The sequence below is a fragment of the Saccharibacter sp. EH611 genome (genome assembly GCF_009834765.1).
Taxonomy (GTDB): domain Bacteria; phylum Pseudomonadota; class Alphaproteobacteria; order Acetobacterales; family Acetobacteraceae; genus Saccharibacter.
Window position 1 is genome coordinate 139335 of the sequence record NZ_WVHP01000025.1, and the last position, 21709, is coordinate 161043.

General features: G+C 52.1%; 17 protein-coding genes and 1 tRNA gene. 8 read left to right on the forward strand and 10 right to left on the reverse strand.

From position 1 onward, the window contains the following. Positions 1–409: 409 nt before the first annotated feature. The 3 genes from GS535_RS10275 to GS535_RS10285 form a co-directional block, all read right to left on the reverse strand. Positions 410–2539, reverse strand: coding sequence for a S9 family peptidase (locus tag GS535_RS10275; RefSeq protein ID WP_160792748.1), 2130 nt, complete (start codon positions 2537–2539; stop codon positions 410–412). Between the two features lie 70 nt (positions 2540–2609). Beyond that, positions 2610–2903 (reverse strand): hypothetical protein, encoded by a 294-nt coding sequence (locus GS535_RS10280; RefSeq protein WP_160792747.1) that lies wholly within the window; start codon positions 2901–2903, stop codon positions 2610–2612. Between the two features lie 51 nt (positions 2904–2954). After that, positions 2955–3296 carry a hypothetical protein gene (locus GS535_RS10285; RefSeq protein WP_160792746.1) on the reverse strand — a complete coding sequence of 114 codons (342 nt, stop codon included), beginning with the start codon at positions 3294–3296 and terminating at the stop codon, positions 2955–2957. Positions 3297–3549: 253 nt separating this feature from the next. On the opposite strand from GS535_RS10285, the gene GS535_RS10290 reads away from it, so the two are divergent. Beyond that, positions 3550–4455: a diacylglycerol kinase family protein gene (locus GS535_RS10290; RefSeq protein WP_160792745.1), complete on the forward strand. Its 906-nt coding sequence runs from the start codon at positions 3550–3552 to the stop codon at positions 4453–4455. Between the two features lie 299 nt (positions 4456–4754). Here the strand turns inward: GS535_RS10290 and GS535_RS10295 are convergent, their stop codons facing one another. Together GS535_RS10295 and GS535_RS10300 are read right to left on the reverse strand one after the other, a co-directional pair. Beyond that, positions 4755–5573, reverse strand: coding sequence for an aminotransferase class IV (locus tag GS535_RS10295; protein WP_160792744.1), 819 nt, complete (start codon positions 5571–5573; stop codon positions 4755–4757). 281 nt (positions 5574–5854) lie between these two features. Beyond that, entirely contained in the window at positions 5855–7177 is a 1323-nt protein-coding gene (locus tag GS535_RS10300; RefSeq protein ID WP_160792743.1) for an anthranilate synthase component I family protein, read from the reverse strand. A 426-nt stretch (positions 7178–7603) separates the two neighbouring features. On the opposite strand from GS535_RS10300, the gene GS535_RS10305 reads away from it, so the two are divergent. The 7 genes from GS535_RS10305 to GS535_RS10335 all read left to right on the forward strand — a co-directional run bounded on the left by GS535_RS10305 (position 7604) and on the right by GS535_RS10335 (position 15660). Continuing rightward, a complete protein-coding gene (locus GS535_RS10305) occupies positions 7604–8338 on the forward strand; it encodes a hypothetical protein (RefSeq protein WP_160792742.1) in 735 nt (244 codons plus the stop codon). 63 nt (positions 8339–8401) lie between these two features. Continuing rightward, positions 8402–9796, forward strand: a complete 1395-nt coding sequence (locus GS535_RS10310; RefSeq protein WP_160792741.1) for a hypothetical protein — start codon at positions 8402–8404, stop codon at positions 9794–9796. A 121-nt stretch (positions 9797–9917) separates the two neighbouring features. Next, positions 9918–11093, forward strand: a complete 1176-nt coding sequence (locus tag GS535_RS10315) for a hypothetical protein (RefSeq protein WP_160792740.1) — start codon at positions 9918–9920, stop codon at positions 11091–11093. A 363-nt stretch (positions 11094–11456) separates the two neighbouring features. Next, positions 11457–14246, forward strand: coding sequence for a DNA gyrase subunit A (gene gyrA, locus GS535_RS10320; protein WP_237442290.1), 2790 nt, complete (start codon positions 11457–11459; stop codon positions 14244–14246). Continuing rightward, positions 14233–14739 (forward strand): pantetheine-phosphate adenylyltransferase, encoded by a 507-nt coding sequence (gene coaD, locus GS535_RS10325; RefSeq protein WP_160792738.1) that lies wholly within the window; start codon positions 14233–14235, stop codon positions 14737–14739. Before gyrA ends, coaD begins: the two co-directional genes overlap by 14 nt. Positions 14740–14773: 34 nt before the next feature. Continuing rightward, on the forward strand, positions 14774–15259 hold the full coding sequence (locus GS535_RS10330) for a peptidylprolyl isomerase (protein ID WP_018980534.1): 486 nt from the start codon (positions 14774–14776) through the stop codon (positions 15257–15259). 325 nt (positions 15260–15584) lie between these two features. Then, positions 15585–15660 (forward strand) — tRNA-Lys (locus GS535_RS10335). 28 nt (positions 15661–15688) lie between these two features. Here GS535_RS10335 and GS535_RS10340 read toward each other — a convergent pair. From GS535_RS10340 to GS535_RS10360, 5 genes are all read right to left on the reverse strand, one after another. Next, positions 15689–16513 (reverse strand): hypothetical protein, encoded by an 825-nt coding sequence (locus GS535_RS10340; RefSeq protein WP_160792737.1) that lies wholly within the window; start codon positions 16511–16513, stop codon positions 15689–15691. A 284-nt stretch (positions 16514–16797) separates the two neighbouring features. Beyond that, the gene (locus tag GS535_RS10345) at positions 16798–17520 is read right to left on the reverse strand and encodes a polyprenol monophosphomannose synthase (RefSeq protein WP_160792736.1); all 723 of its coding nucleotides are present in this window, start codon (positions 17518–17520) and stop codon (positions 16798–16800) included. Positions 17521–17526: 6 nt separating this feature from the next. Next, entirely contained in the window at positions 17527–19221 is a 1695-nt protein-coding gene (locus tag GS535_RS10350) for a hypothetical protein (RefSeq protein ID WP_160792735.1), read from the reverse strand. 1 nt (position 19222) lies between these two features. Beyond that, entirely contained in the window at positions 19223–20182 is a 960-nt protein-coding gene (locus GS535_RS10355; RefSeq protein WP_160792734.1) for a glycosyltransferase family 2 protein, read from the reverse strand. Between the two features lie 49 nt (positions 20183–20231). Then, complete coding sequence (locus GS535_RS10360) at positions 20232–21635, reverse strand: deoxyribodipyrimidine photo-lyase (protein ID WP_160792733.1); 1404 nt, start codon at positions 21633–21635, stop codon at positions 20232–20234. Positions 21636–21709: the final 74 nt, after the last annotated feature.

The window sequence follows — 21709 nt, forward strand, 5'->3', positions numbered from 1 at the left end:
AAAAAAGCTCCGCGGAGAGGGCGTCGCATGGGGCTATGATTGACGGGAAACGGGGGCTTTTGTCTGAGATAGGCTGATGAGACTGTTAGTGAACCTATTGCGGCTCCATAGCAGCTATTATTCCGGTATCTTTAGATGGTGGCTATACGCTTTGTAAGGAGAAAGAAGCGTACGTGATGGGTGGTTCGCATGGTCTATAATGTCGGACGCGTCAGAGTCTAACGTGTGACTGTGCTGCGTATTTTGGCAGAAAGATAACCAACCCAACCGCTGCCTTATGGGGGGCAATGGAGCCCCACAGAATCACTGATAATGCTTCTGTGGGGCTGCCGTGATGACGGGTTAAGCTGGCGGTGCCTCTTTAACCCTGTGCTGGACGCCATGGCCCAGCAACGCTCTCACGACCGTTTTATTCCGCTCTAGGTTGGGGTTCTCGTGCGACACTCCAGAGGGCAAAAGCCTGCACAAGGGCAACTTCCTTGAGGCGTGTGAAGCGCCCTGAGGAGCCGCCATGACCGGCATCCATATTGATCCGACAGAGGAAGGGGCCGCCTTTGGCTTCTGCACGGAGGCGGGCGATCCATTTAGCGGGTTCCCAATAGGTGACGCGTGGGTCAGAAAGCCCGCCCATCGCGAGGATAGGGGGATAGGCCACGGGGCGGATATTATCGTACGGCGAGTAGCTGGCGATGAGGTCATAGGCCTCAGGGTCTGTCAGTGGGTTGCCCCATTCTGGCCATTCGGGAGGGGTGAGTGGCAAGGTCGTGTCTGACATCGTGTTGAGCATATCGACGAAGGGCACTTGTGCAGCGACCCCGGCAAAAAGCTCGGGCTCCATATTCGCGATGGCCCCCATCAGCAACCCACCTGCCGAGCCGCCATGAGCCACGATGCGTTTAGGGGCGCTATAGCCTGTGTTAATGAGGTGATGAGCGCACGCAAGATAGTCGGTAAAGCTGTTGGTTTTGGTCTTTGCGCGTCCGTCTAGGAACCAGCTCCAGCCTTTTTCAGACCCGCCACGGATATGGGCAGTGGCATAGACCCAACCACGATCCACTAAGCTCAGTGCTGAGGTGGAAAAGCCTGCGTCCATAGAAATGCCGTAAGAGCCGTAGCCATAGAGCAGCATGGGGTTAGAGCCATCAAGCTCGGTGCCTTTGCGCATCAGAACGGTGATGGGTACTTCTTGACCATCGTGAGCGGTCGCAAAGAGCCGGCGTGTTTCATAGGCCGCAGGATCGTGCCCAGAGGGAACGTCACGCACTTTGCGTAAGGTCTTCTCCCCCGTGGTCATGTCATAATCATACCAATGGGCGGGCGTTGTGGGGGACTGGTAGATATACCGCAAGACAGGCTGGTCATATTCCAAAATGCCAAGCAAGCTGAGGTCGTAAGCGGGCTCTTCCATACTGATCCGCTGCGCATGAGCCCGAACAGTGCCTTCTGTTGCTGCGGTTGCGGAGAGCACGTAGAGATGCTCATTGCCGTTTTGGCGTTCACTCCAGACAAGATGGTGGCGTCCTGCGCTGACACCCAGCACAAAATGCCCTTCCTTATAGGGGAGGAATTCTTGCCAATGCTCCCGCCCAGTGGCGTTTTCTGGTGTGGTCATCAGCTTGAAGTCAACAGCACCATCGCGATTGGTGAGGATGATGAAGCGATCATTCCAATGGGTCAGGCTATAACGCTCCCCACGGACAAGAGGGGCTGCGACAACAGGCTCTGCCGTTGGGGTGTGGGCAGGGATCAACCAAGTTTCGTTCGTGTCATGGTCGCCGCGTTCAATAGCGATCCATTTGCGGGACGAGCTGACACCAATCGTGATGAAAAAGCCGGGGTCGGTTTCATCAAACACCAGCACATCGTCACCACCACAGAGCGGGCGGCGATAAATACGGGAAGGGCGGCCAAACTCATCGCGATAGACCCAGAAGAGCCATTGGCTATCGGGTGACAGCGTAAAGCTACCGGTCGTGCTTTCAACAGCAGGGGCGCAGAGTTCCCCCGTGCTCAGGTCTTTGACCTGAATGCGGTACACCTCAGAGCCCTGCACATCTTCGGCATAGACATAATAGCGGTGGTCATCGGTATGGGCCGCTTGAGCAAGGCTGTAGAAGTTATGTTCTTTGGCTAGTGCATCCACATCCAGAAGAATTTCTTCCTCCCCACCATCGCGCGGGCGGCGCACATGCTGGGGATATTGAGCATCTTTTTTAAAACGCAATGTATAAAGCCACGGCCCGTCTGGGATGGGCACAGCTTCTTCTGCTGGGGGAATGCGCCCGACCATTTCCTCAAACAGGGTCTTCTGGAGGCTTTCTGTTTCTTTCAATGCCGCGTCTGCATAGGCATTTTCGGCCATCAGATGGGCGCGGATATCCTCACGCAAAACGGAAGGATCACGCAGAACCTGCTGCCAGTTTTCATCTTTCATCCACGCATAGGGGTCTTGGCGTGTGCGGCCAAGCTGCTCCAGCGTGATGGGATTACGACGAGCCGCAGGGGCTTGGGGAAGGGAAGACGTCTGTTGAGTACTCATATGTTCCTATGTGGCGGTTACTGAGAAAGCGTCAATAGCGTGGGGGAGGAAAACCCTGAGGGCCAGCCTATTACCCGTCAAGAAAAGGCACAGGAACCTCAAGACAGTCTAGAATAGCCAGCACAATAACGATGACGACGAGTGCAATACCGATCATCTCCATCACGCGTTGAAATGGCGATAAATGATAGGGCGGTTCTGTGGGGGAGCGGCGGTTGGGGAGGAGCTCAAGGAAGAGGAGACTAAAGGAGACCAACAAACAGAGGATTGCCCATCGCCGAGCGTGCCGTCCCTTGCGCAGGGCGCAGAGATAAGCAGCGTAAGAAGCGATCAGCCCGATGAGGAGGGAAAGAATAATCGTCATAATGTGTATCTGTTATGATGAAAGGAGTGTGATGGAGAGATCATCCTAGGATTATTTCTTCAAAAGCAAGGCGGATAGAGCAATTAAGCAGGCGATCAGAAGGGAGATAACCAGAAGGATGGTTAGGATGCAGACGACTGAAACGCCAATCCACTCTACGAGAGGAGGAAAGCGCGGTGTTGTTTTAGGGGCTTTGGTAGCGCGGTTTTTAGGTGGGAGCAGCTCAAGAAACATCACGATGAAAGGGCAGGCAAAGCAGAGAACCGTCCATAACGCGACGTGGCGGTTCTTACGTTGGGCACAGATAGAGCCCGATAGCCCCGCGAGAACACAGACCGTCAACGGCGCGATCCATTGTAAGATCACGAAGAATAAGGGAAATGTTGGCTCCATGATGATGCTCCCTGATCGGTTCTTTGGGGAAAGAATGACATAAGGCTTTTATAAAAGCGATAAGGGGCGAGTAATGCTTCCCTTGTCTGTCATACGTATGGGCAACGAGGTTGAATGTTACGAAAGTGTCTCCTTTACATAATGGCTATTCATTCTAGTTTGCCTGAATGGAGGATCGTGGAATTCTGGTGAGTTTAGGCGCGTGGCAGAGGAAAGTAGTGTGGTATTTGCTCATGTATGATCCTAGAGGCCTATGATGTCTGCAACGCAAAAGCGTATCTTTTTTCTAGCAAACCCTAGAGCGGGGCAGTTTTCACGCCAGCGTGTTCAGCGTTTTGCGCGGTTGTTAGAGCGTGCTGGTGCTGATGTGACGTTGTGTGTCAGTCCAAGCCGGCAAGAAGCTCTGAAGCAGATGCGTCATGCTGTGGAGGAACAGTATTTTACCCATTATGTCATTGGGGGAGGGGACGGAACGATTGCTGATTGTGCAGCCTTCTTAGTGGGCACGCCTTTCGTGCTGTGTCTGCATCCCATTGGCACGGCGAATGTCTTGGCGCATGAATGGGGAGTTCCCCAAAAAGATCACGACAATGTAGCGCATATTATGCGTGGGGACACGCGCATGATCTGGCCCGGTCAGGCTGTTTTTTCTCACAGGACAGAGCTTTTTGTGCAAATGGCTGGTTTGGGGTGGGATGGTGCTATCGTGCAGGCTGTGTCGTTGCGGCTGAAGCGTTGGATGGGGCGCTATGCCTATGGTGTGAGTGCATTAAAGGTCGCGCTGTTTTATCGCTCGCGTCCCTTTAAAGTGATCTGTGATGATGGAACGGTACATCAGGTTGTTTCGGCTATTATATCCAAAGGGCGCTTTTACGCGGGGAGCTATCAGATAATGCCGATCAGCCAGATGGGGCATGCGCGCTTTCATGTTATTTTGATAAAGAAACGAGGTATTGGAACGATAATACGCCTCGTCATGAGTGTGTTGATGAAGAAAACAATGATGGTGCCGGGGCTGTCTGAGGGGGTGGTCACGTCCTCAGTGCGGGTTATGTCGTCGGGAGACGTGCCCACTCAGCTTGATGGCGATGGGCAGGATGGAACGCCACATGCTTTTCATGTGGCCAAGGCACCTCTATGGGTGGGGTATCGTGAGTAAGGCTATCTGCCCTGTTATGATAACGTTATGAACGAGCGTTATGGAGTGCCGCTATGATGCAAGAGCTGAGTTGACGAACCATAAAACGACCATGATAGGTCTGTTATCTTCTAACAAGCGCAGTGACGCGGTATCGTACGTGTATGGGCTGACTAAAACAGGTCTTACGAGGGCTGCAGCGTATGAGAGGCCATGCTTCATGGCCATGTTATGTGCCACGACCGAGCCTCTTATAAACGTAGCGTGTCGGAGCAGAATTGTTGCCCATGCAGCTTAAAGCGGCGGATAGAAGAGTGGTCTTATGAAGGCCCGTAGAGGAATTGGCGCAGGCGTTCTGTTTCATTTTCCCATACAGGTAAGGGATGGTCATCAATGGCGATAATGGGCGTTAGGCTCAGCGCTGTGACCAGCCATGCAGCAGGAAGAGTGGTGAGCGCGTCATCGGTGAGTGAACGTTCAGAGCAGTGTCCAGCTTCCAGCAGGCGTGCCCGTGAAATACCCGGTAGAACACCATCATGGAGAGGGGGCGTGATAAGCTGCGTGCCATCATGAGCGAGGAAGGTTGCCGCGCTGGCCTCGGTGACAGAGCCGTGGTGATTAAGCATTAAGGCATCATCAGCGCCCTGCTCTTGGGCCTCCAGGCGCGCAAGAATAGAGGGGAGAACACTCAAAGACTTGACCTGACAGAGAGGCGATAAGGCATCGCGTCGATGCGTGCTGATACGCACGCGCACTGGTGCAGAGGCTGTGCGCGGCGGAGGCGATGCGGTGAGGAGCTGCGTTGGTTGCGGTGTTCGCGGCGGGGTGAGCCCCCGAGGGCCGGGGCCCCGGCTGAGTGTGAAGCGGATAGAGCCTTCATGGAGGGTGCAGGCTTCTAGGAGGGTGCGGCAATCATGGCGCATATCTTCCAGAGCAGGCGGCGGAAGGCGCAGCAGAGCACAGCCTTGGCGAAGGCGCTGATAATGGCGGTCGAGGAGGGGAACCTCACCGTTTGAAACGCGCATCGTCTCAAACAGCCCATCACCCAGTAAAAAACCACGGTCAGCAGGGGTAATTCCAGCCTCATCAACGGGAAGCAGGGTGCGGTTAAGCAAAAGAAAAGGCGCAGCGATGGTCATGGAAGAAGCCGTGATGGAGCGATAAAAGGGCTAGGTTTGGAACGGAAGGGAAGTATATCGTGACATAGAACGCTCTCCAAGCCTGTGATTGGGTTGTAGAGAAGCTGGGCTACGGGCGTTTATCTGTTGTGGCGAGCGATAAAGAGCCGGTGAGAGGGGTATGTCCCAACCCGTAAGGTCAGGCTAGCGGTGGCTGTTAGCGATGAAGGAGAACGAGCTTCTTGATTGGGTATCAGGTTGTAAAGAGTGGTGGAGCGCTGCTCTACAAGCCTTGTCCGTTGTTAAGAGGAAGGTTCCGTCAGTGCTAACAAGGGGGCCGCCTTTAGTAAGGTTTCATGATATTCCCGCTGGGCATCAGAAGGCCAGGTGATCCCACCTCCTGCACCAAGAGAAAGCTGGTGAGCGGTGGCGCTGATACTGCGAATAATAACCGAACTGTCGAGGCTGCCATCCCACCCAAGACGGAACAGCGTGCCGCAATAAGCCCCGCGGGATGAGCGCTCGACCTCATCAATAATCTCTAACGCGCGATGTTTAGGGGCTCCGGTGACAGAACCGGGCGGGACTGTTGCTGCGAGGAGGTCTATCCCGTCGAGTGTGTTTTTAAGTGTGCCTTGAACAGAAGAGACAAGATGATGGACATGCTCAAACCGTTCGACCGCGCATAGTTGCGGGACTGTGATAGAACCTAGCGCACAGACGCGACCAATATCATGGCGCATCAGGTCGGTAATCATGAGGTTCTCTGCGAGTTCTTTTGTGTCTTGGGTCAGAGCGGAACGCAGGGCCGCATTGCGCGTTGGGTCTGGGTCAATCCCAGTTGTGCCTTTGATGGGGCGTGTTTCGATCGTGCCATCAGGCGAGAGGCTTAAAAATCGTTCAACAGACGCGCTTAGGAGGCTGGTATTGGCGGTATGGAACCACGCACCAAAAGGGGCAGGGCAGCGCGTGCGCATGCGTTGATACAGTGAAAGAAGGTCAAGCCGTTCAGGGCGAGAGCTGTGCCAGCGCATGGTGATATTCGCCTGAAAGATATCGCCCTGTTGAATGTAGGCGCGCACTTTATCAATCGTGTGATGCCAGGCTTGCTCATCATAGTCTGCCTGCCAGCGCAACGGCGGCAGCGTGGAAGAGGGTGGCGGGGCTTCAGGCAAAGGCGGCGGGGGCGTGCCGTCAGGGCTGACCCACCAGAGAGCCTGCTCACGGCGATCAATCACAAAGAGATCACGGCAGGCGAGTGCTGTTAGGGGGGGTGTGGACAGCGGATGGCGCGAATGCAGGCCTTCACAGGCGAGGCCCGCTTCATAACTGGCAAGACCGATGACGCCGCCGCTAAAGGGGAGGTGCTTACAGTGAGGAGAGGCGGGGGGTGTGTGCTCACGCCAGAACTGGCGCAGCGTGTTCCAATAGGCGGAAGGGTCAAATCCAAGGACACTCAAAGAGGCCGAAGGGCGTGGGCAGAGAATGCTCCATCGATGGCGGTCTTGCTTGGGGTCGCCCCCACTATCGAGAAAGACGCTCTGAGGTTGGTTATGGCACAGGGTGAGCAGGTGTTCCGGTGGGCACCAAGGAAGCAATGTGCAGAGCGGCGCTGAAGTGGGCATGGGCAGAGAAGATCATCACCAAAGAGACTGACATAGAGAGGCGCCACTGTGTCAGGAGGGGATGTCCTCTGGCAAGCCCCCCTTTGGCCGTTCCAGTCATGTAGAGATGCTGGCGTGTCATAATGGCGTGATACGGAGAATATTTAGAATATCACGTAAAATATTCATCCTATTGGAAGGTCATGAGTGCTTTGTAGTCATCATTTTTTCTGAGGCGTGATGGCTTAATTTCTGGGTAGTTACACTATGGATTGCACGTTAATTATGTGTAAGAATTGTTGATTTACAAGATGTTAAGTTGTCAGGAAAGAAAAGGGATGTTTCGTTACTCTCCAAAAGTAGAGAGGCTGTTTTGCTTGGCGCATGAAGGCCTCATGAGAGGAGAGAAGCGTGAAGAAAACCTCGTCTATAAGAACATCCCTGGCCATGTTGGTTGGTATCGCAGGGCTTATGAGTGGCTGCACAGGGGTGGGCGGATCGCTTAACCGTCCGCTTTTCTCCACTCAGCCACCGCTTGATTATGACGACCCCGTTTTAGCGACGGAAGAAGCGGTTCTTCAATGTCGGAAAGGCTATGAGGGAAAGGAAGGCCAGCCTACTCTATGGGCTGGCTTAGAGACGTGTGAAAAGTCGTCATTTGTGTACTGGACGATTGATCATTCTCTAGACAAAAGCACGATCGACGGGGTGATTCAGCAAAATCACGCTCTTTTGGCTCAGGCGCAACAAGGGCGGCTCTCGGCAGAAGAAGCGTGGTTGCAGTTTATGCTGGCGATGGAAAAGGCAGCCGTTGAGCGTTCCGCTCCAGAGCGCACGTCTTATGCGGTCGAGTATGATCAGGCAGAGACGCAGCAACAACAGGCCTGTGCGCGTCGTTATAGTGGGCATGAGGCGCCGAACCCGCATTATAGAGCTTTATGTCATAACATTGCGTATCTTACGTGGGCGCGTCGGATGGGGGGCTATCGTGTGTCAGATTTAACGCCCGTTTTAGACGCCAATCTTGCGAATGCGCAGGATGAACAAGATGGTCATTACGATATGAAAAAATCTCTAGATCGTTTGCAACAGGCGCATAGTGAGGTCACCCAACGTGTTGGGCAGCAAGGAATAGTGCATTATACAGGGGAAAGCTCTGTTTTGCGTACTTGGGTTCAGTGATGATGTTTTAAGGATTGGTCGAGGGTAATGGCTCATATATAGTTTTGATAATGGAATAATAAAATGATAAATATGTCAAACGTAAAATGGTCGGCCTTATTGCTCGGAGCTACCTTTTTGCTCAGCGGTTGTGAGAGTGCGGGGATGCGTTCTCATCCTGAGAGAAACGCGGAAAAAGGAGGGACGGCTGGGAGAATTGCAGGCTGTATTATATGGGCTCCGTATTGTGTGCCGTATGAGGTCGTCAAAAACATCCCGACATTGTTCCCAAAGGTGGACCCGAAGGATGAGAGTGACCCCGTGCGGTCAACGCGGGAAGACATCCAAAAGTGCCGTGTAAACTACATGGGAAAAGGGAACCAGCCGACGCAATGGGAAGCGCTGGAACGGTGTGAAAATGATGTCTTTGATCAATGGGCCGCAGGTGGGCCACTGACCTACGATGCGATTGAGGCCGTGCACCGAGAGAATCATGCTCTCATAACGGCGCAATCACAGGGGAAAATGACCGCTGAAGAAGGGTGGTTACGCCTGAATATCGCGATGGAAATGGCAACGGTGCCCATAACGGACACAGAGCGTCTCAATCCCGAGATTGACCGCGATAAGCTACAAGACTGGCAGAACGAGCAATGTGATTCTCGGTATGATGGCTATACAGAACCCGTGGCGCATGACAGGGCGCTATGCCGTATGGTGGCTTATACAGCGTGGGCACGGCGTTATGGGGGCTATCAAGCGTCTGATCTCTCTCCCATGATGGAGGCTCATCGCGCTCTTGAGAGCGACCCTCGGCATGATGAAGACTACATCACAGCCACTCTTCAATCGGCGCAACGGCAGGTGGATATTAAGAGGAGTGAGCGTGAGCAAGAAGCGGCTCGTCAGGCGCAGGAAGACAAAGAGAAAGAGGCTCAAGCTCAGAAATTAGCAGAATGGCATGCCTCGCCCGCCTATAAGGCGCAAGTGCGTGACGAGACGTTGGGGCATTGCGCGCATATCGCTGCTGCTTATGCGCAGGAACAATGTGGGGTCAATGCGTGGTATCGTTGGGGAAAAGACAGTGACGTGCCCATTGAGATTATCACAGCGGCGGTTCATAGCACGCAGAGCATCGCGCAGCAGCGTGAGCAAGGCACGGTGTCTGCTGAGCAAGCTCAGAGAGCATTAGCGCGTGTGAAAGCGGAGGCAGTCGCACGATATGAGGCTCATATGCGGCAGGTTGCGGCAGAGCAAGCGAAGGAAGCGCAGCAGCAAGCCGAAGCCCAAGCCGCTCAGGAGCGTGAAGTAGAGCGTGCGCAAGAGGAAGAGCAACGTCGGGAGGCCGCAGAGCAAGAGCAAGTGGATCGGATTAAATCCGCTGTGAGGTCGGAAGTTTCCAGCGCGCTGGATGATGCGCGCTCAAGGGGCTTTACGTGCGATAATGTTGGTTCATCTGTGCGCTGTACGCCTAACTGAGAGGGGGAGGTATCTTCTCCATTGCCAGAGGGACGGAAGAATGGTTGTCTGCAAACATCAAAGACGTTGTTAAGCATGCTGGATGAGGCGTGTTTGTTATTGAGTGAAGAGACGGCCATTTATGACGACCATACACACTGTTAAGTCACTCATTATGTCGCTTGGGGCGGCGGCTTTATTAACAGGCTGCCTCAATGCGGGGGTGCATAATGCAGGTCTTAACGATGGTGCTGGGGCAGAGCGGGGTTTTGTCACGCCGCAACGGATGAGCACGAGAGAAAATGCGATATGTGCGATTTTCTCTTTCCCGTGTGTTCCGGTCTTAGCTGAAGAGAATATTCGCGCTCTCTTCCCGCGGAAAGACCCTCAAGATGGCAGTGACCCTGTGCGCTCGACGCGCGATGACATCGCACAATGCCGTGCCCGGTATGAGCGAAGCGGAGGCCGTGCTGCGCAGTGGGACGATTTGGAAAAGTGTGAGAATGGCAGCTTCCAACGCTGGGCGTCGGGTGGGCCGATGCGTCCTGCGATGGTTCAAGCCGTGCTCGCACAGAATCACTGGCTGTTAAGCCAAGCGCAGCAGGGGATTCTAGCGCCTAAAGAGGCATGGCTACAGTGGCGTGTGGTGATGGAAATGAGCGCGTTAGATCTTCCTGACCCTGCGCGGGCGAATAGTCGGATCAATAAAGATTGGCTGAAAGAATGGCAGGATAACCAATGCGCGTCTTATTATGATGGCTCTAAGGCCCCAACGCCACATTATAAGGCTTTGTGTCACAATACGGCCTATGTCGCTTGGGCGCGGCGCGCAGGTGGTTACGTTTTGTCTGATCTCACACCGGTATTGAAGATAAACCTGACATTAGCGGACGAACAGCAGCGCACAGGCCAGTTTGACGCAAAAGCGGCTAATGTGCGTTTGTGGGAAGCGCAGGCTCAGGCCGAGCAGCTTAAAGAACGTCATACGTCATGGGATGGCCCGCTCGCCGCTGATCAGAAGGACGTTCAGGAGGGGCGAGCATCGTCTGATCGTAATAGAGAACTGCGTGATGAAGCGCTCGCAACATGCTCTTCTGAGCGCTCATATAGTGCGCGAGCGCAGTGTGTTGATAAAGCATGGTATGATTGGGCGGCTACTGTGGGGATTGAACCAGAGCGTGTGCGTGACGTTATTCGGATGCATGACCATGCTGTGCAACAACGAGAGCCGGGAAAGAGTTCAGACGACCAAGCCCCGTTTTCAGCAGGCTTTGCCTGTCACGTTGTGGGGGGCGCGGCTGAGTGCCTGCCTCACTGATTAGGGGGCTCTCTTCTTAGGGGATGAGCGGCGTTGGGCTTCGTGGAAAGCGGGCTCATGATGAATGGTGAGGTTGCTTGATGTCTTACTCAAGGCCAACAGGAACTAGAGTGAGGTGCCCTCCCCCTTGTTTATAGTGTGTGTAAGGAGGAGGGACGACGGGGCATTGATGTTATGATGAGGTGAGCAAAGAAGGGGGGATAAGAGACGCTTCTTCTCCTGTCGCTCTGAACTGGCACTGTGCGAGGGAATAGGTTATACTGACCGTCCCCTGTCATCCTTTTAGAAACTGGTGGACCTGTTTTGAGCGAGCCGCACGATCTTCTGCCTTCTGACCGCCTTCCAGTGACCATTGAGGAGGAGATGCGCTCCTCCTATCTGGCCTATGCGATGTCCGTGATTGTTTCACGTGCGCTGCCGGATGTGCGTGATGGTCTTAAACCAGTCCATCGCCGTATTCTCTACGCTATGCGGGAGAGCGGGTTTACCTTTGATAAAGCCTACCGTAAGTCAGCCCGCGCGGTTGGTGACGTGATGGGTAAATATCACCCTCACGGTGATAGCTCTATTTATGACGCCATGGTGCGTATGGCCCAGCATTGGTCGATGCGCGTTAAGCTCATTGATGGGCAGGGAAATTTCGGCTCTGTTGATGGCGATAGCCCGGCTGCCATGCGTTATACGGAAGCACGTTTGGCGAAGTCCGCGTCTTTCTTGCTTGACGATATTGAGCGCGACACGGTCAATTTCCAGCCGAACTACGATGAAAGCGAGAGCGAGCCGCAGGTTCTGCCGGCAGCCTTCCCGAACTTGCTGGTCAATGGTGCCTCGGGAATCGCGGTGGGGATGGCCACCAATATTCCCCCGCATAACCCCACAGAAGTGATTGACGCCGTTTTGGCCTTGATCGCGAACCCAACGATGACGTTGGAAGAGCTGATGGAGATCGTCCCGGGGCCGGACTTCCCCACAGGTGCCATGATCATGGGCCGCAAGGGAATCCGTCAGGCCTATGAGACGGGCCGTGGCTCCATCCCTGTGCGGGCCTGTGCGGAAGTGGAAGAGATCCGTAAGGATCGTTTCGCCATTGTTGTGACGGAAATTCCGTATCAGGTGAACAAAGCCACGCTGCAAGAAAAGATTGCCGACCTCGTGCGCAGCAAAGAGGTTGAGGGCATTTCTGACATTCGCGACGAAAGTGACCGCTCAGGCATGCGCGTGGTCATTGAGCTGAAGCGTGACGCAACGCCGGAAGTGGTGCTCAATAAGCTCTATCGCTTCACCCAGCTTCAAACGAGCTTCAGTGTGAATATGCTGGCGCTGGATGAAGGGCGCCCACGCACGATGGGGCTGCGTGATGTGCTGGATGCGTTTATTCGCTTCCGTGAAGATGTCATCATGCGTCGTGCACGCCATGACCTCAATAAAGCGCGTGATCGGGGCCATTTGCTGGTGGGTCTCGTGCTGGCTGTGGCCAATATTGATGAGGTCATCGCCCTGATCCGTTCGGCTCCCGATGCCGCAACAGCGCGTGAGCAGCTGATGGGGCGTGACTGGCCTGCTGGTGACGTGGCCCCTCTGCTGGAGCTGATTCATGATGACGGTAATGTCATCATTGATGGGCGTGTGTATCTCACCGAGGCGCAAGCACGCGGCATTTTGGAGCTGCGTCTGCAACGTCTGACCGGTCTTGAGCAGGAAAAGCTGCAAAGTGAGCTGGACGAGGTAAGTGCCAAGATTACCGAGCTTCTGGAGATTTTAGGCAGCCATATCCGCCGTATGGAAGTCATGCGGGATGAGCTGCTAGCCGCTCGTGCTGCGTTGAACACACCGCGCGTGACCGAGATTTCTCATGCGTTGGGCGATCAATCTGACGAAAGCCTCATTGAACCAGGGCAGATGGTCGTGACCATCACGCGTGAGGGCTTTATTAAGCGCACGCCGCTGGATCTGTTCCGCTCCCAAAACCGTGGTGGGCGTGGTCGCACAGCGGCCGGGCGTCGCGGTGATGATGTGGTGGTGCGCAGCTTTAATGCGCATACTCATCAATGGGTGCTGTTCTTCTCCTCCGGTGGGAAAGCCTACCGGATGAAGGTGTGGCACCTGCCCGAAGCGGCGCCAACAGCCAAGGGGCGCGCGCTGGTCAATCTGTTGCCAGAACTGGGCGAGGATAGCATCACCGCCGTGCTGCCATTGCCTCAAGATGAGACATTGTGGGACGACCTCCATCTTGTCTTTGCCACAGCAAGCGGCAATGTGCGGCGGAACCGTTTGAGTGACTTCCGCAATATTCGTTCTTCTGGGTTGATCGCGATGAAGCTTGATGAGGGGGATTCCCTCATTGGGGTGGCGACGTGCCGTGAAGGGCAGGATGTCTTCCTCGCCACACGTCAGGCACGGGCGATCCGCTTCCAGATCACTGATGATATTTTGCGTGTCTTCGCAGGGCGTGGGAGCACCGGTGTGCGGGGCATTAAGCTGGCAGCCGACGATAAGGTCGTGTCCCTCTGTGTGCTTAACCATGTTGATGTAAGTGTGGAAGAACGCGCGATCTACCTACGCATGGCCAATGCGCGCCGTCGCGCCGCTGCGGCTGCTCAGTTGGGCGAAGGTGATGAAGACAGCGTGGACAGCACGGGCGAGACAGAGGACAGCGCCGCGATTGAAGGGGCGCTGAGTGATGAACGCTTCGCGGAGCTGGAAGCTCAGGAAGAGCTATTGCTGACAGTCACCGATACAGGCTTTGGTCGTCGTTCCTCTGCGTATGATTATCGTGTATCTGGCCGTGGTGGTCAGGGGATCACCAACATGACGTTCAGCACGCCGCGCCGTGGCCGTGAAGTGGTCGGCACGATGGCAACGCTGGATGGCACAGATGTCATGATGGTCACCGATACAGGGCGCTTGATTCGCTTGCCTGTGGCGCAAGTGCGTGTGATGTCCCGTCAGGCCGGTGGTGTCACCTTATTCCGTGTGAATGGGGAAGAGCGCGTTATCAGTGTCTTCCCTGTGCTGGAGAGTGAGGAAGACGGCGACGCTGCTGATGCTGAGGAAGCCGTTGAGGGTGCTGCGGGAGATACAGACTCTGAGGCTCCTGACGCAGAAAAAGCACCGGCTCAAGAGGATAAAGCCGAAAGCGATGCGGATGAGTAACCCGCGCATCGGTTTTTACCCCGGCACGTTTGATCCGATCACCTTTGGGCATCTGGATGTGATCGAACGAGCTGCAGCGTTGTTTGAGCATGTCGTGATCGGTGTTGCGGTCAATGATGAGAAGCGGCCTCTTTTGAGCCTAGAAGAACGGCTCGAGAGCGTGCGCCACGAAGTGTCTCGTTTGCCTCACGGTGCTCGGATTGACGTGGTGGGGTTTGATAATTTGCTCGTTGATGCAGTGCATCAGGCCGGGGCTGGTACCGTTATTCGCGGGTTACGCTCCGCAGGGGATTTCGACTTTGAAACCCAGCTTGCGGGGGCGTTGCGCCGTTTAGCACCCGAGATTGAGACGGTGTTTTTACTCTCGTCAGAAGAGCATCGCACAACGGCGAGCCGTATTGTGAAAGAGATCGCCCGGTTAGGGGGGGATATTTCCCCTTTCGTGAGCGCTGATGTCGCTGCACGTGTGCTCCACAAGCTTGGACGCTCATAAGCGCGTGCGGCGTGAAATATAAAAGGAAAGAACCATGACAGAACATACCGTAGCGTCTGGTGATAAATTAGTGTTGGAATTGCCAGAAGGAAAGGTCGTAATCGCCTTACGTCCCGACCTCGCCCCTAAGGCGGTTGAGCGCCTGAAGCTTCTGGCAAGCGAAGGCTTTTATGATGGCGTGCCCTTCCATCGCGTGATTGAAGGCTTCATGGCCCAAAGTGGTGATCCAACCGGCACGGGCACTGGCGGAAGCTCTTATCCTGACTTGCCTGCTGAGTTCACCCGCGAGGCGTCCTTTGAACGTGGCACGCTCGGCATGGCCCGCACCATGCAGCCTCATTCCGCGAACAGTCAGTTCTTTATCATGTTCGACAAAGTGCCATCCCTAGACGGGCAATACACCATTGCTGGTCAGGTCATCGAAGGCATGGAGCATGTTGATAAAGTCAAACGTGGCTCTGGTGCTTCCGGCATGGTGAGTGAGCCAGATCATATCACACGCGCTTATATCGAAGCGTAAGAAAGTATTATTGCGTTGGCCTGTTCTGTATGAACAGATAGGCTGATCGCTGAAATAAGGGCCTCTCACTGCGTTCCCAACGAGGGAGTGTGGAGAGGCCCTTTTTGTGTACGAGTGTCGTCGTTGTTTTCTATGAGAGACGCTTGGTAACGGATAGTGATCGTGACTATCAGGGCTATGTGGTTCTGTGGGAAGTGTGTGAACAGCTTACTCTCTATGGCGACAAGGAAGAAAGGCTCTGAGAGTTTTTAAAGAAATAATCACTTTTCTTTGAAAGCCCCCTTGACGCTAGGGGGTGCTTCCCGTAGATAGGGCCCCACACGGAGAACCGGTAGCTCAGTTGGTAGAGCATTCGACTTTTAATCGAATGGTCCTGGGTTCGAGTCCCAGCCGGTTCACCATGTTCCCCTCTTATAAAATGATGTTTCGTTAGTATCCAGATAATGTCTTGTTTTCTATTCTAGTTAGGTATTCTTCAATCTTTTTGACTACATGTAGGCTTTTGAGAGAAGGATTTTTCTCAGCAAGAGTGGAAGCTTCTTTGTGGCATATTAATATATTATTAATGGTGTCCTTTATAATGGTAGGGTCTGAACTTTCAGTATACGATTGAAATGCTATTTCTGCGGTTTTGAGTAAATATTCTAGCTTTTCCGTTTGATCCTCCTGCTGGGTATCTCGCAAGGTTCTCTGCCCAGCCATCGTCCCTGTAGCCTGCATCAGCCCTTTCAAATCCTGTAATTCTGATAGAATCATACTCATTTGAGCGGCTTGTGGGTCTTTGGGTGGTTTGGGCTGTGCGGGCTCGGTGAGTGAGAGAAGGCGGATGAGGGAGTTGACGTTACTGTCATCATCACGATGCGCATAGGTTTCTTCAAGACTGTTGGTGAGTTTCTTTTGAACGTCCAGAACATCATCATAGTGCATATGACGAGAATATTCAGTGTAACGCAGAGAGCTGATGTCAAAAATCTGAGCCGTACCTTTTTCTTGCATAAGCACGGTTGGTTTATCGAAGGCTTGGCGTAAACCAAGCTCAAATAAAACATTTGGGTTGCGGCCGCTCAGGTCGCAGATCACCATCTCGGCGCTTAGCAAATATTTGAGAATATCGACATGGATAAGGTTGGTACGTTTGACGTCATCTGCACGGATGGGGTTAAAGCCTGCTTTTTCACAAGAGGGAATGATTATATTGCGGTAAACACGCCCGAAATGTCCCGGATCATAGCCCTCCATATCGGCAATGGGCATGACAACAAAACATTGAGGGCGTTGGGAAGAGGCGGGTTCGGATAACGCAGGGGATTTTTTGCGTGTCATACGAGCTTCTTTTGATGAGGTATTGCCTGTATTCTGCACAGGAGTATGACAAGAAGTGCCATAAAAAACGAGTCCTCAGGAGATGCGAAAAGTACGCTGACGGCACCGTTCTTGGATGATTATCTCAGCTGAGATAGGTTTCTCGCAGGACGTGAGATTTTACGAGTGCCTCACGTTATTTAAGGGGGCAGTGCATGCCTAATGTGGCGATGCTGTTATGTCTTAGACGGAAATTTGATCCATAAATGATGGAGTAACATTTTGCCAAATGAAAGAATGATCTTCCAGTTTAGTTTGCTTTGTCCATGTTGTCGCGGCCGGAAGACCATCGCGACTTCCTTAGTACGGAGTGGGCTAGGGTTTGCTAGTATGATATCAAGAAGAATTTTAAAGCCCTTTCCGGAGAGTTTTTCCACCTGCTGATCAATATGCTTACGCCGAATGACAAAGAAACCACTCATCGGGTCTGACAAGGGCGTTTTTAAGATAAGACGAATGAACCAGCACCCGACCTGAGATAGAAAGCGTCGCCCTTTATGGGCGAGGCCGCTATCCTTTCCCCCGGCGACATAACGACTGGCGACGGCAAGGTCGTAGCCTTCTGTCTCTAGAGCGTGCATCATAGGAAGTAGGCAGGTTTCGTCATGCTGAAGATCTCCATCCATAACGGCAATGAAGGGGGAAGAAGAGCTCATAGCGCCTTCAATCACAGCAGAAGAAAGCCCTTTACGGCCAATCCTACAAAGCCCTCTTACATGGGGATTTTCTTGAGCGAGGGCGCGCACAACGTTCATTGTGCCGTCGGAGGAATGATCATCAACGAAGATGACTTCCCACGAAAGCGTTGAGAGCGCTTTTTCAAGAGCAGAAACAAGAGGGCGAATATTATCGACTTCATTCAAAATCGGGATGATGATGCTAAGGCGTGCTGTTTGCATATCAGATCAATGTGATGACTGCATCATGTAGAGAGAATCTACATTATATTGTGCACGCCATTGAGGATAATAGAGGAAGTGTTCATCAAGGAAATCGTGTATCTCTTGTTTGGAGACAGGGCGTATTTTTTTATAGAGATAGGCTGTGGCATCATTATTCAGTTGATAAATATAAGGTGTTTTCTCAAAAGCATGACCTATTGTACGTTCATGTAGCAGGTCATAGGCCGGGATTGTAATAATGCGCTGTCTTGTCGGGACAAGGTGAGTTTGGATAGGGTCTACAACAAGAATATAGTCTGCTTTTATAATGTCGGTATTGATCCTGTCACGCCAATCTACATGATTGGTTAAGAATATTTGGTCGCTCATCTGGTCATGTAGAAGGTGAGTAACGGTTGTATCGTTTAAGACAGTATGGCTCGAGCTCAGTATGAATATACGTTTGTTGTGACCAAGTATATTTGGAATATCGTTAACCATTTTGAGGTAATTTTGGTAGTGATCTACATGGAACGGAAGAGTTTTTGCAGAAAGGTATGAATCGATAGGATGGTCTTTTTCGATAAAGAAAGCATTATACCACGAAAAAGAGAGTAGAAGAGTGAGAGGTAAGACATAAAGTATGCGTATAGTTTTCAGCTTGAGGCTATCAAGAATTTTCATATGGGCAAAGCAAGCTAGCAATGTCGCCCATAAGGTGAAGGGAATAATATGTTGCACACCAGGTGATTGGGTACGTGTAAAAAGGGAAAAGCTGATAATTTCATTGAAAATACAGGCGGTGGCTAAGGCAATATAGGTTCTATTCTTAGATAGCAACGCAAGAAGAGCACCTAGAAGAGAAGAAAAGATAATAAAGAAGCTAATATGGTGAATGGTATAAGCAAAAGAATATGGGAAACCCATTTGATAGGCAGAGTACGCTTGGCCATAAGGAAACGTGAGAATTGTATAAAGCACTTTCCCTTGGAAAATAGCGAGGAAGGCTAAGAAGAGAAATCCAGATTTAATGATGTTAATAATGACTTGTTTTGCGTCTTTTATACTGTCTTTCGTACTATAAAGAATCATAGAGGTTACAGGAATGGTGATGTACATTGAAATGACTGTGTAGAGGTACCATCGCCGGAAAGCGAAGGCAGCCCACAAAAGGACACTTAATATCGCCAAATGTTTAATATTTTGAGGGATAGTGAGATTTATTTTGAAACTATAGAAAAGAGCGAGGATGATAAAAAAGAGCCCTCCTATATCAGGATAGCCGCGTAGTGTCGGAGCAAGAAAAGCCGCTGTTGTAAGTGGGAAAAGAACAGATATGAAAGAGCTTGCACTTAAATAATGGTTTTCTTTTATCTTGTTTAGAAAAAAGGAGAACAATATAACAGAAGGAATAAAATATATAATAGATATAGAGAGTATATAATCGAGCCTTGAATATATAGGAAAATGGTAGAAGATAGATGGAAGGATAACAGGCAGAAAGTTATATTCTCTCTTCCATAGAGAAGAAAATATCTTTCCTAAATCATAAAGAGGATTATGTGTTAGCTCATACGAAAATCTTTCCCACTTTCCCCAATAGAGTGTATCATCAAATGAGTAAATATCTTGCTCTTGTGTTACAAAGAAACATACAGACAGTACCGTAAGGGCAAGAGAAAAAAGAGATGAAAGAGTGTAGAATTTTTTAGATGTCATATTATATTTCTTCTTCAATGAAGTAAGAGGGTCTTTTTTTGGTTTCGAGGTAAATCCGTCCAACATATTCTCCGATAATACCGAGAGAGAGAAGCTGAATACCACCAAGGAAGAAAATAGAGAGTTCGATAGAAGCCCAGCCGCGTAAGGTCGCTCCACACAATGCCTTTATTAAGACATACACACCTCCTACGCCGCTTAACAAGCATGTGAGAAGTCCAAGAGCGGAGATAACGCGAAGGGGGGTAATGGTGAGCGACGTAATCGCTTCAAGAGAGAGGCTGAGCATTTTTGAAAGCGGATATTTTGTTTCTCCGCTGGTGCGCTCTTTGCGTTTATAGAAAACCCGCTCAGAAGGGTATCCTAGGAGAGGGACAATGCCTCTAATATAACGCATATTTTCTTTATAGGATAATAAAGCCTGTAAAGCGCGACGGCTGAGGAGGCGAAAGTCTGCATGATTGGAGACTTGTTTTACGCCCATAAGTTCCATAATTTTATAAAATAACTCGGCTGTAGAACGTTTAAAAATCGTATCATTTGAACGATCTTTTCTTACACCATAAACGATATCACTGCCTTGCTGGTATTTTTCGATCATGAGCGCAATACAGTGTATGTCGTCTTGTAGATCAGCATCAATACTAATGCTGATATCGGTGTTAACTCGAGATAAGCCAGCCATCAATGCTGTTTGATGGCCGTAATTGCGGGAAAGCTTTACTCCGTGAACAGCAGGATTTGAAGGAGACAAAGAGCGCTGTGTGGCCTTATGAATTTGTTGCCAAGTTGTGTCCTTGCTTCCATCATCAATAAACAGAATGTAACTTGAAGGCGATATTTTTTCTGCCGTTATTAATTCACGAAGCACGCCTTCTAAATGCCGAAGACAGTAAGGAAAAACTTGACCTTCGTTATAACATGGAACGACGATGGATAAGGAAGGAGGGGTATCGCTCAAGGTTCTTTCCTGCTCTTAGAGGTGTTAGCGTGCTAACGCGTCATCCCTATCAAGTTTTCTTCAGAAAAGCCAGCGCTCGAGCCCGTCCCTCTTTGAGGTCTATAATGGGGGCGGGGTAGTCGGTCTTAAAGAGGCTGGGCGCCGTCCAAGGTTCGCGGAGCTCTTTTCCAGAAAGAGAGCGTAGTTCAGGCACCCATGTGCGGATATAATCGCCGTGCGGGTCGAATTTTTCAGCCTGCAAGGTGGGGTTGAAGATGCGGAAGAAGGGGGTGGCATCAATACCTGTGCCGGAGACCCATTGCCAGTTCATGCTATTGCTGGCGTGGTCGGCATCAATGAGCGTATCGCGGAACCAAGCCTCTCCTTCGCGCCAATGGATCAGAAGATGACGGGTGAGGAATGAACCGACAATCATCCGTGCGCGGTTATGCATCCAGCCTGTATGCCATAATTCACGCATGCCCGCATCAACAATGGGAATGCCCGTGCGGCCTTCTTGCCACGCACGTAGAGCCTTGGGGTCGTTACGCCAAGGCATCCGGTCAAACTTCTGATTAAGATTGCGGAAGGGGAGATCGGGCGTGTGATACAGCGTGTAACGGGCGAAGTCGCGCCAAGCGAGCTCGCTGAGATAGCAACGCGTATCGGGTTGGCTTTTGCCGCTTTGGCGCACGGTATGCCAGACCCGACGGGGTGACAGTTGCCCCCAGGCCAGACGAGGGGAGAGGCATGACGTGCCTTCCTGCCCCATAAGATTACGGTCGGTCTCGTAATGTGCGAGGTCGTGAGTGATGAAATCATCAAGCTGCTCATGAGCCGCGGTGAGGGAGGTGTCCCAACGCTCACGTAGGCCTTCGGCCCAGTCGGGATGGTGGGGGCGTAATGTTTCTTCATCGAAGCGGTGTTCTGACAACACGTCGTCCGGAAGAGCGAAGAACTGAAGCGTGCGTGGAATGGGCAGTGGCGTCGGAATCGGGTGTTGTTGAAGGGCTTTCCAGAAAGGGGTGAAGACACGGTAGGAAGCCCCGCTTTTGGTCGCAACGGCCTCGGGGGGGAGCAGAACCGTGCCCCAATATTTATGCAGAGCGACCTGATCCGGCAGAGCTTGGGCGATACGGTCTTCTTGCGTGCGTTCATTTTCGTGGAAACGCGCATGGGTATGCACGCTCGCGGCCTGTGTGGCACGGGCGAGAGCGGGGATGAGAGTTTCGGCTTTTCCTCGAAGGGTAAGGAGCGTGCCGCCGCGTTCTTCTAGCGCGTGACGAAGGGAGGAGAGCGCCCCATGAAGCCACCAACGGGCTGCACCACCGAGGGGAGGCAGCGCTGTTTGGTCGTCTTCTAGGACAAAGACGCAGAGAAGGGGACGCCCTGTTTGAGCGGCTTCATACAAGGCTGGATGATCGTCGAGGCGTAAATCATCACGAAACCAGAGAAGGGTAGGGCGCTGCACCATCGTTTTCTCCTTCACAAGAACCCGTAGAGTGTGTCATGGGAGCTTATAAAGCAACCATTATATCCTAAAGAGGA

What these genes read in the sequence shown, in the direction of transcription:
- GS535_RS10310 (WP_160792741.1), top strand. Translation starts at nt 8,402, where the DNA reads ATGATAAATATGTCAAACGTAAAATGGTCGGCCTTATTGCTCGGAGCT.
- GS535_RS10290 (WP_160792745.1), top strand. Translation starts at nt 3,550, where the DNA reads ATGATGTCTGCAACGCAAAAGCGTATCTTTTTTCTAGCAAACCCTAGA.
- GS535_RS10285 (WP_160792746.1), bottom strand. Translation starts at nt 3,296, where the DNA reads ATGGAGCCAACATTTCCCTTATTCTTCGTGATCTTACAATGGATCGCG.
- GS535_RS10300 (WP_160792743.1), bottom strand. Translation starts at nt 7,177, where the DNA reads ATGCCCACTTCAGCGCCGCTCTGCACATTGCTTCCTTGGTGCCCACCG.
- GS535_RS10360 (WP_160792733.1), bottom strand. Translation starts at nt 21,635, where the DNA reads ATGGTGCAGCGCCCTACCCTTCTCTGGTTTCGTGATGATTTACGCCTC.
- GS535_RS10345 (WP_160792736.1), bottom strand. Translation starts at nt 17,520, where the DNA reads ATGCAAACAGCACGCCTTAGCATCATCATCCCGATTTTGAATGAAGTC.
- GS535_RS10305 (WP_160792742.1), top strand. Translation starts at nt 7,604, where the DNA reads ATGTTGGTTGGTATCGCAGGGCTTATGAGTGGCTGCACAGGGGTGGGC.
- GS535_RS10275 (WP_160792748.1), bottom strand. Translation starts at nt 2,539, where the DNA reads ATGAGTACTCAACAGACGTCTTCCCTTCCCCAAGCCCCTGCGGCTCGT.
- GS535_RS10315 (WP_160792740.1), top strand. Translation starts at nt 9,918, where the DNA reads ATGACGACCATACACACTGTTAAGTCACTCATTATGTCGCTTGGGGCG.
- coaD (WP_160792738.1), top strand. Translation starts at nt 14,233, where the DNA reads ATGCGGATGAGTAACCCGCGCATCGGTTTTTACCCCGGCACGTTTGAT.
- gyrA (WP_237442290.1), top strand. Translation starts at nt 11,457, where the DNA reads ATGCGCTCCTCCTATCTGGCCTATGCGATGTCCGTGATTGTTTCACGT.
- GS535_RS10280 (WP_160792747.1), bottom strand. Translation starts at nt 2,903, where the DNA reads ATGACGATTATTCTTTCCCTCCTCATCGGGCTGATCGCTTCTTACGCT.
- GS535_RS10330 (WP_018980534.1), top strand. Translation starts at nt 14,774, where the DNA reads ATGACAGAACATACCGTAGCGTCTGGTGATAAATTAGTGTTGGAATTG.
- GS535_RS10295 (WP_160792744.1), bottom strand. Translation starts at nt 5,573, where the DNA reads ATGACCATCGCTGCGCCTTTTCTTTTGCTTAACCGCACCCTGCTTCCC.
- GS535_RS10340 (WP_160792737.1), bottom strand. Translation starts at nt 16,513, where the DNA reads ATGCCCATTGCCGATATGGAGGGCTATGATCCGGGACATTTCGGGCGT.
- GS535_RS10350 (WP_160792735.1), bottom strand. Translation starts at nt 19,221, where the DNA reads ATGACATCTAAAAAATTCTACACTCTTTCATCTCTTTTTTCTCTTGCC.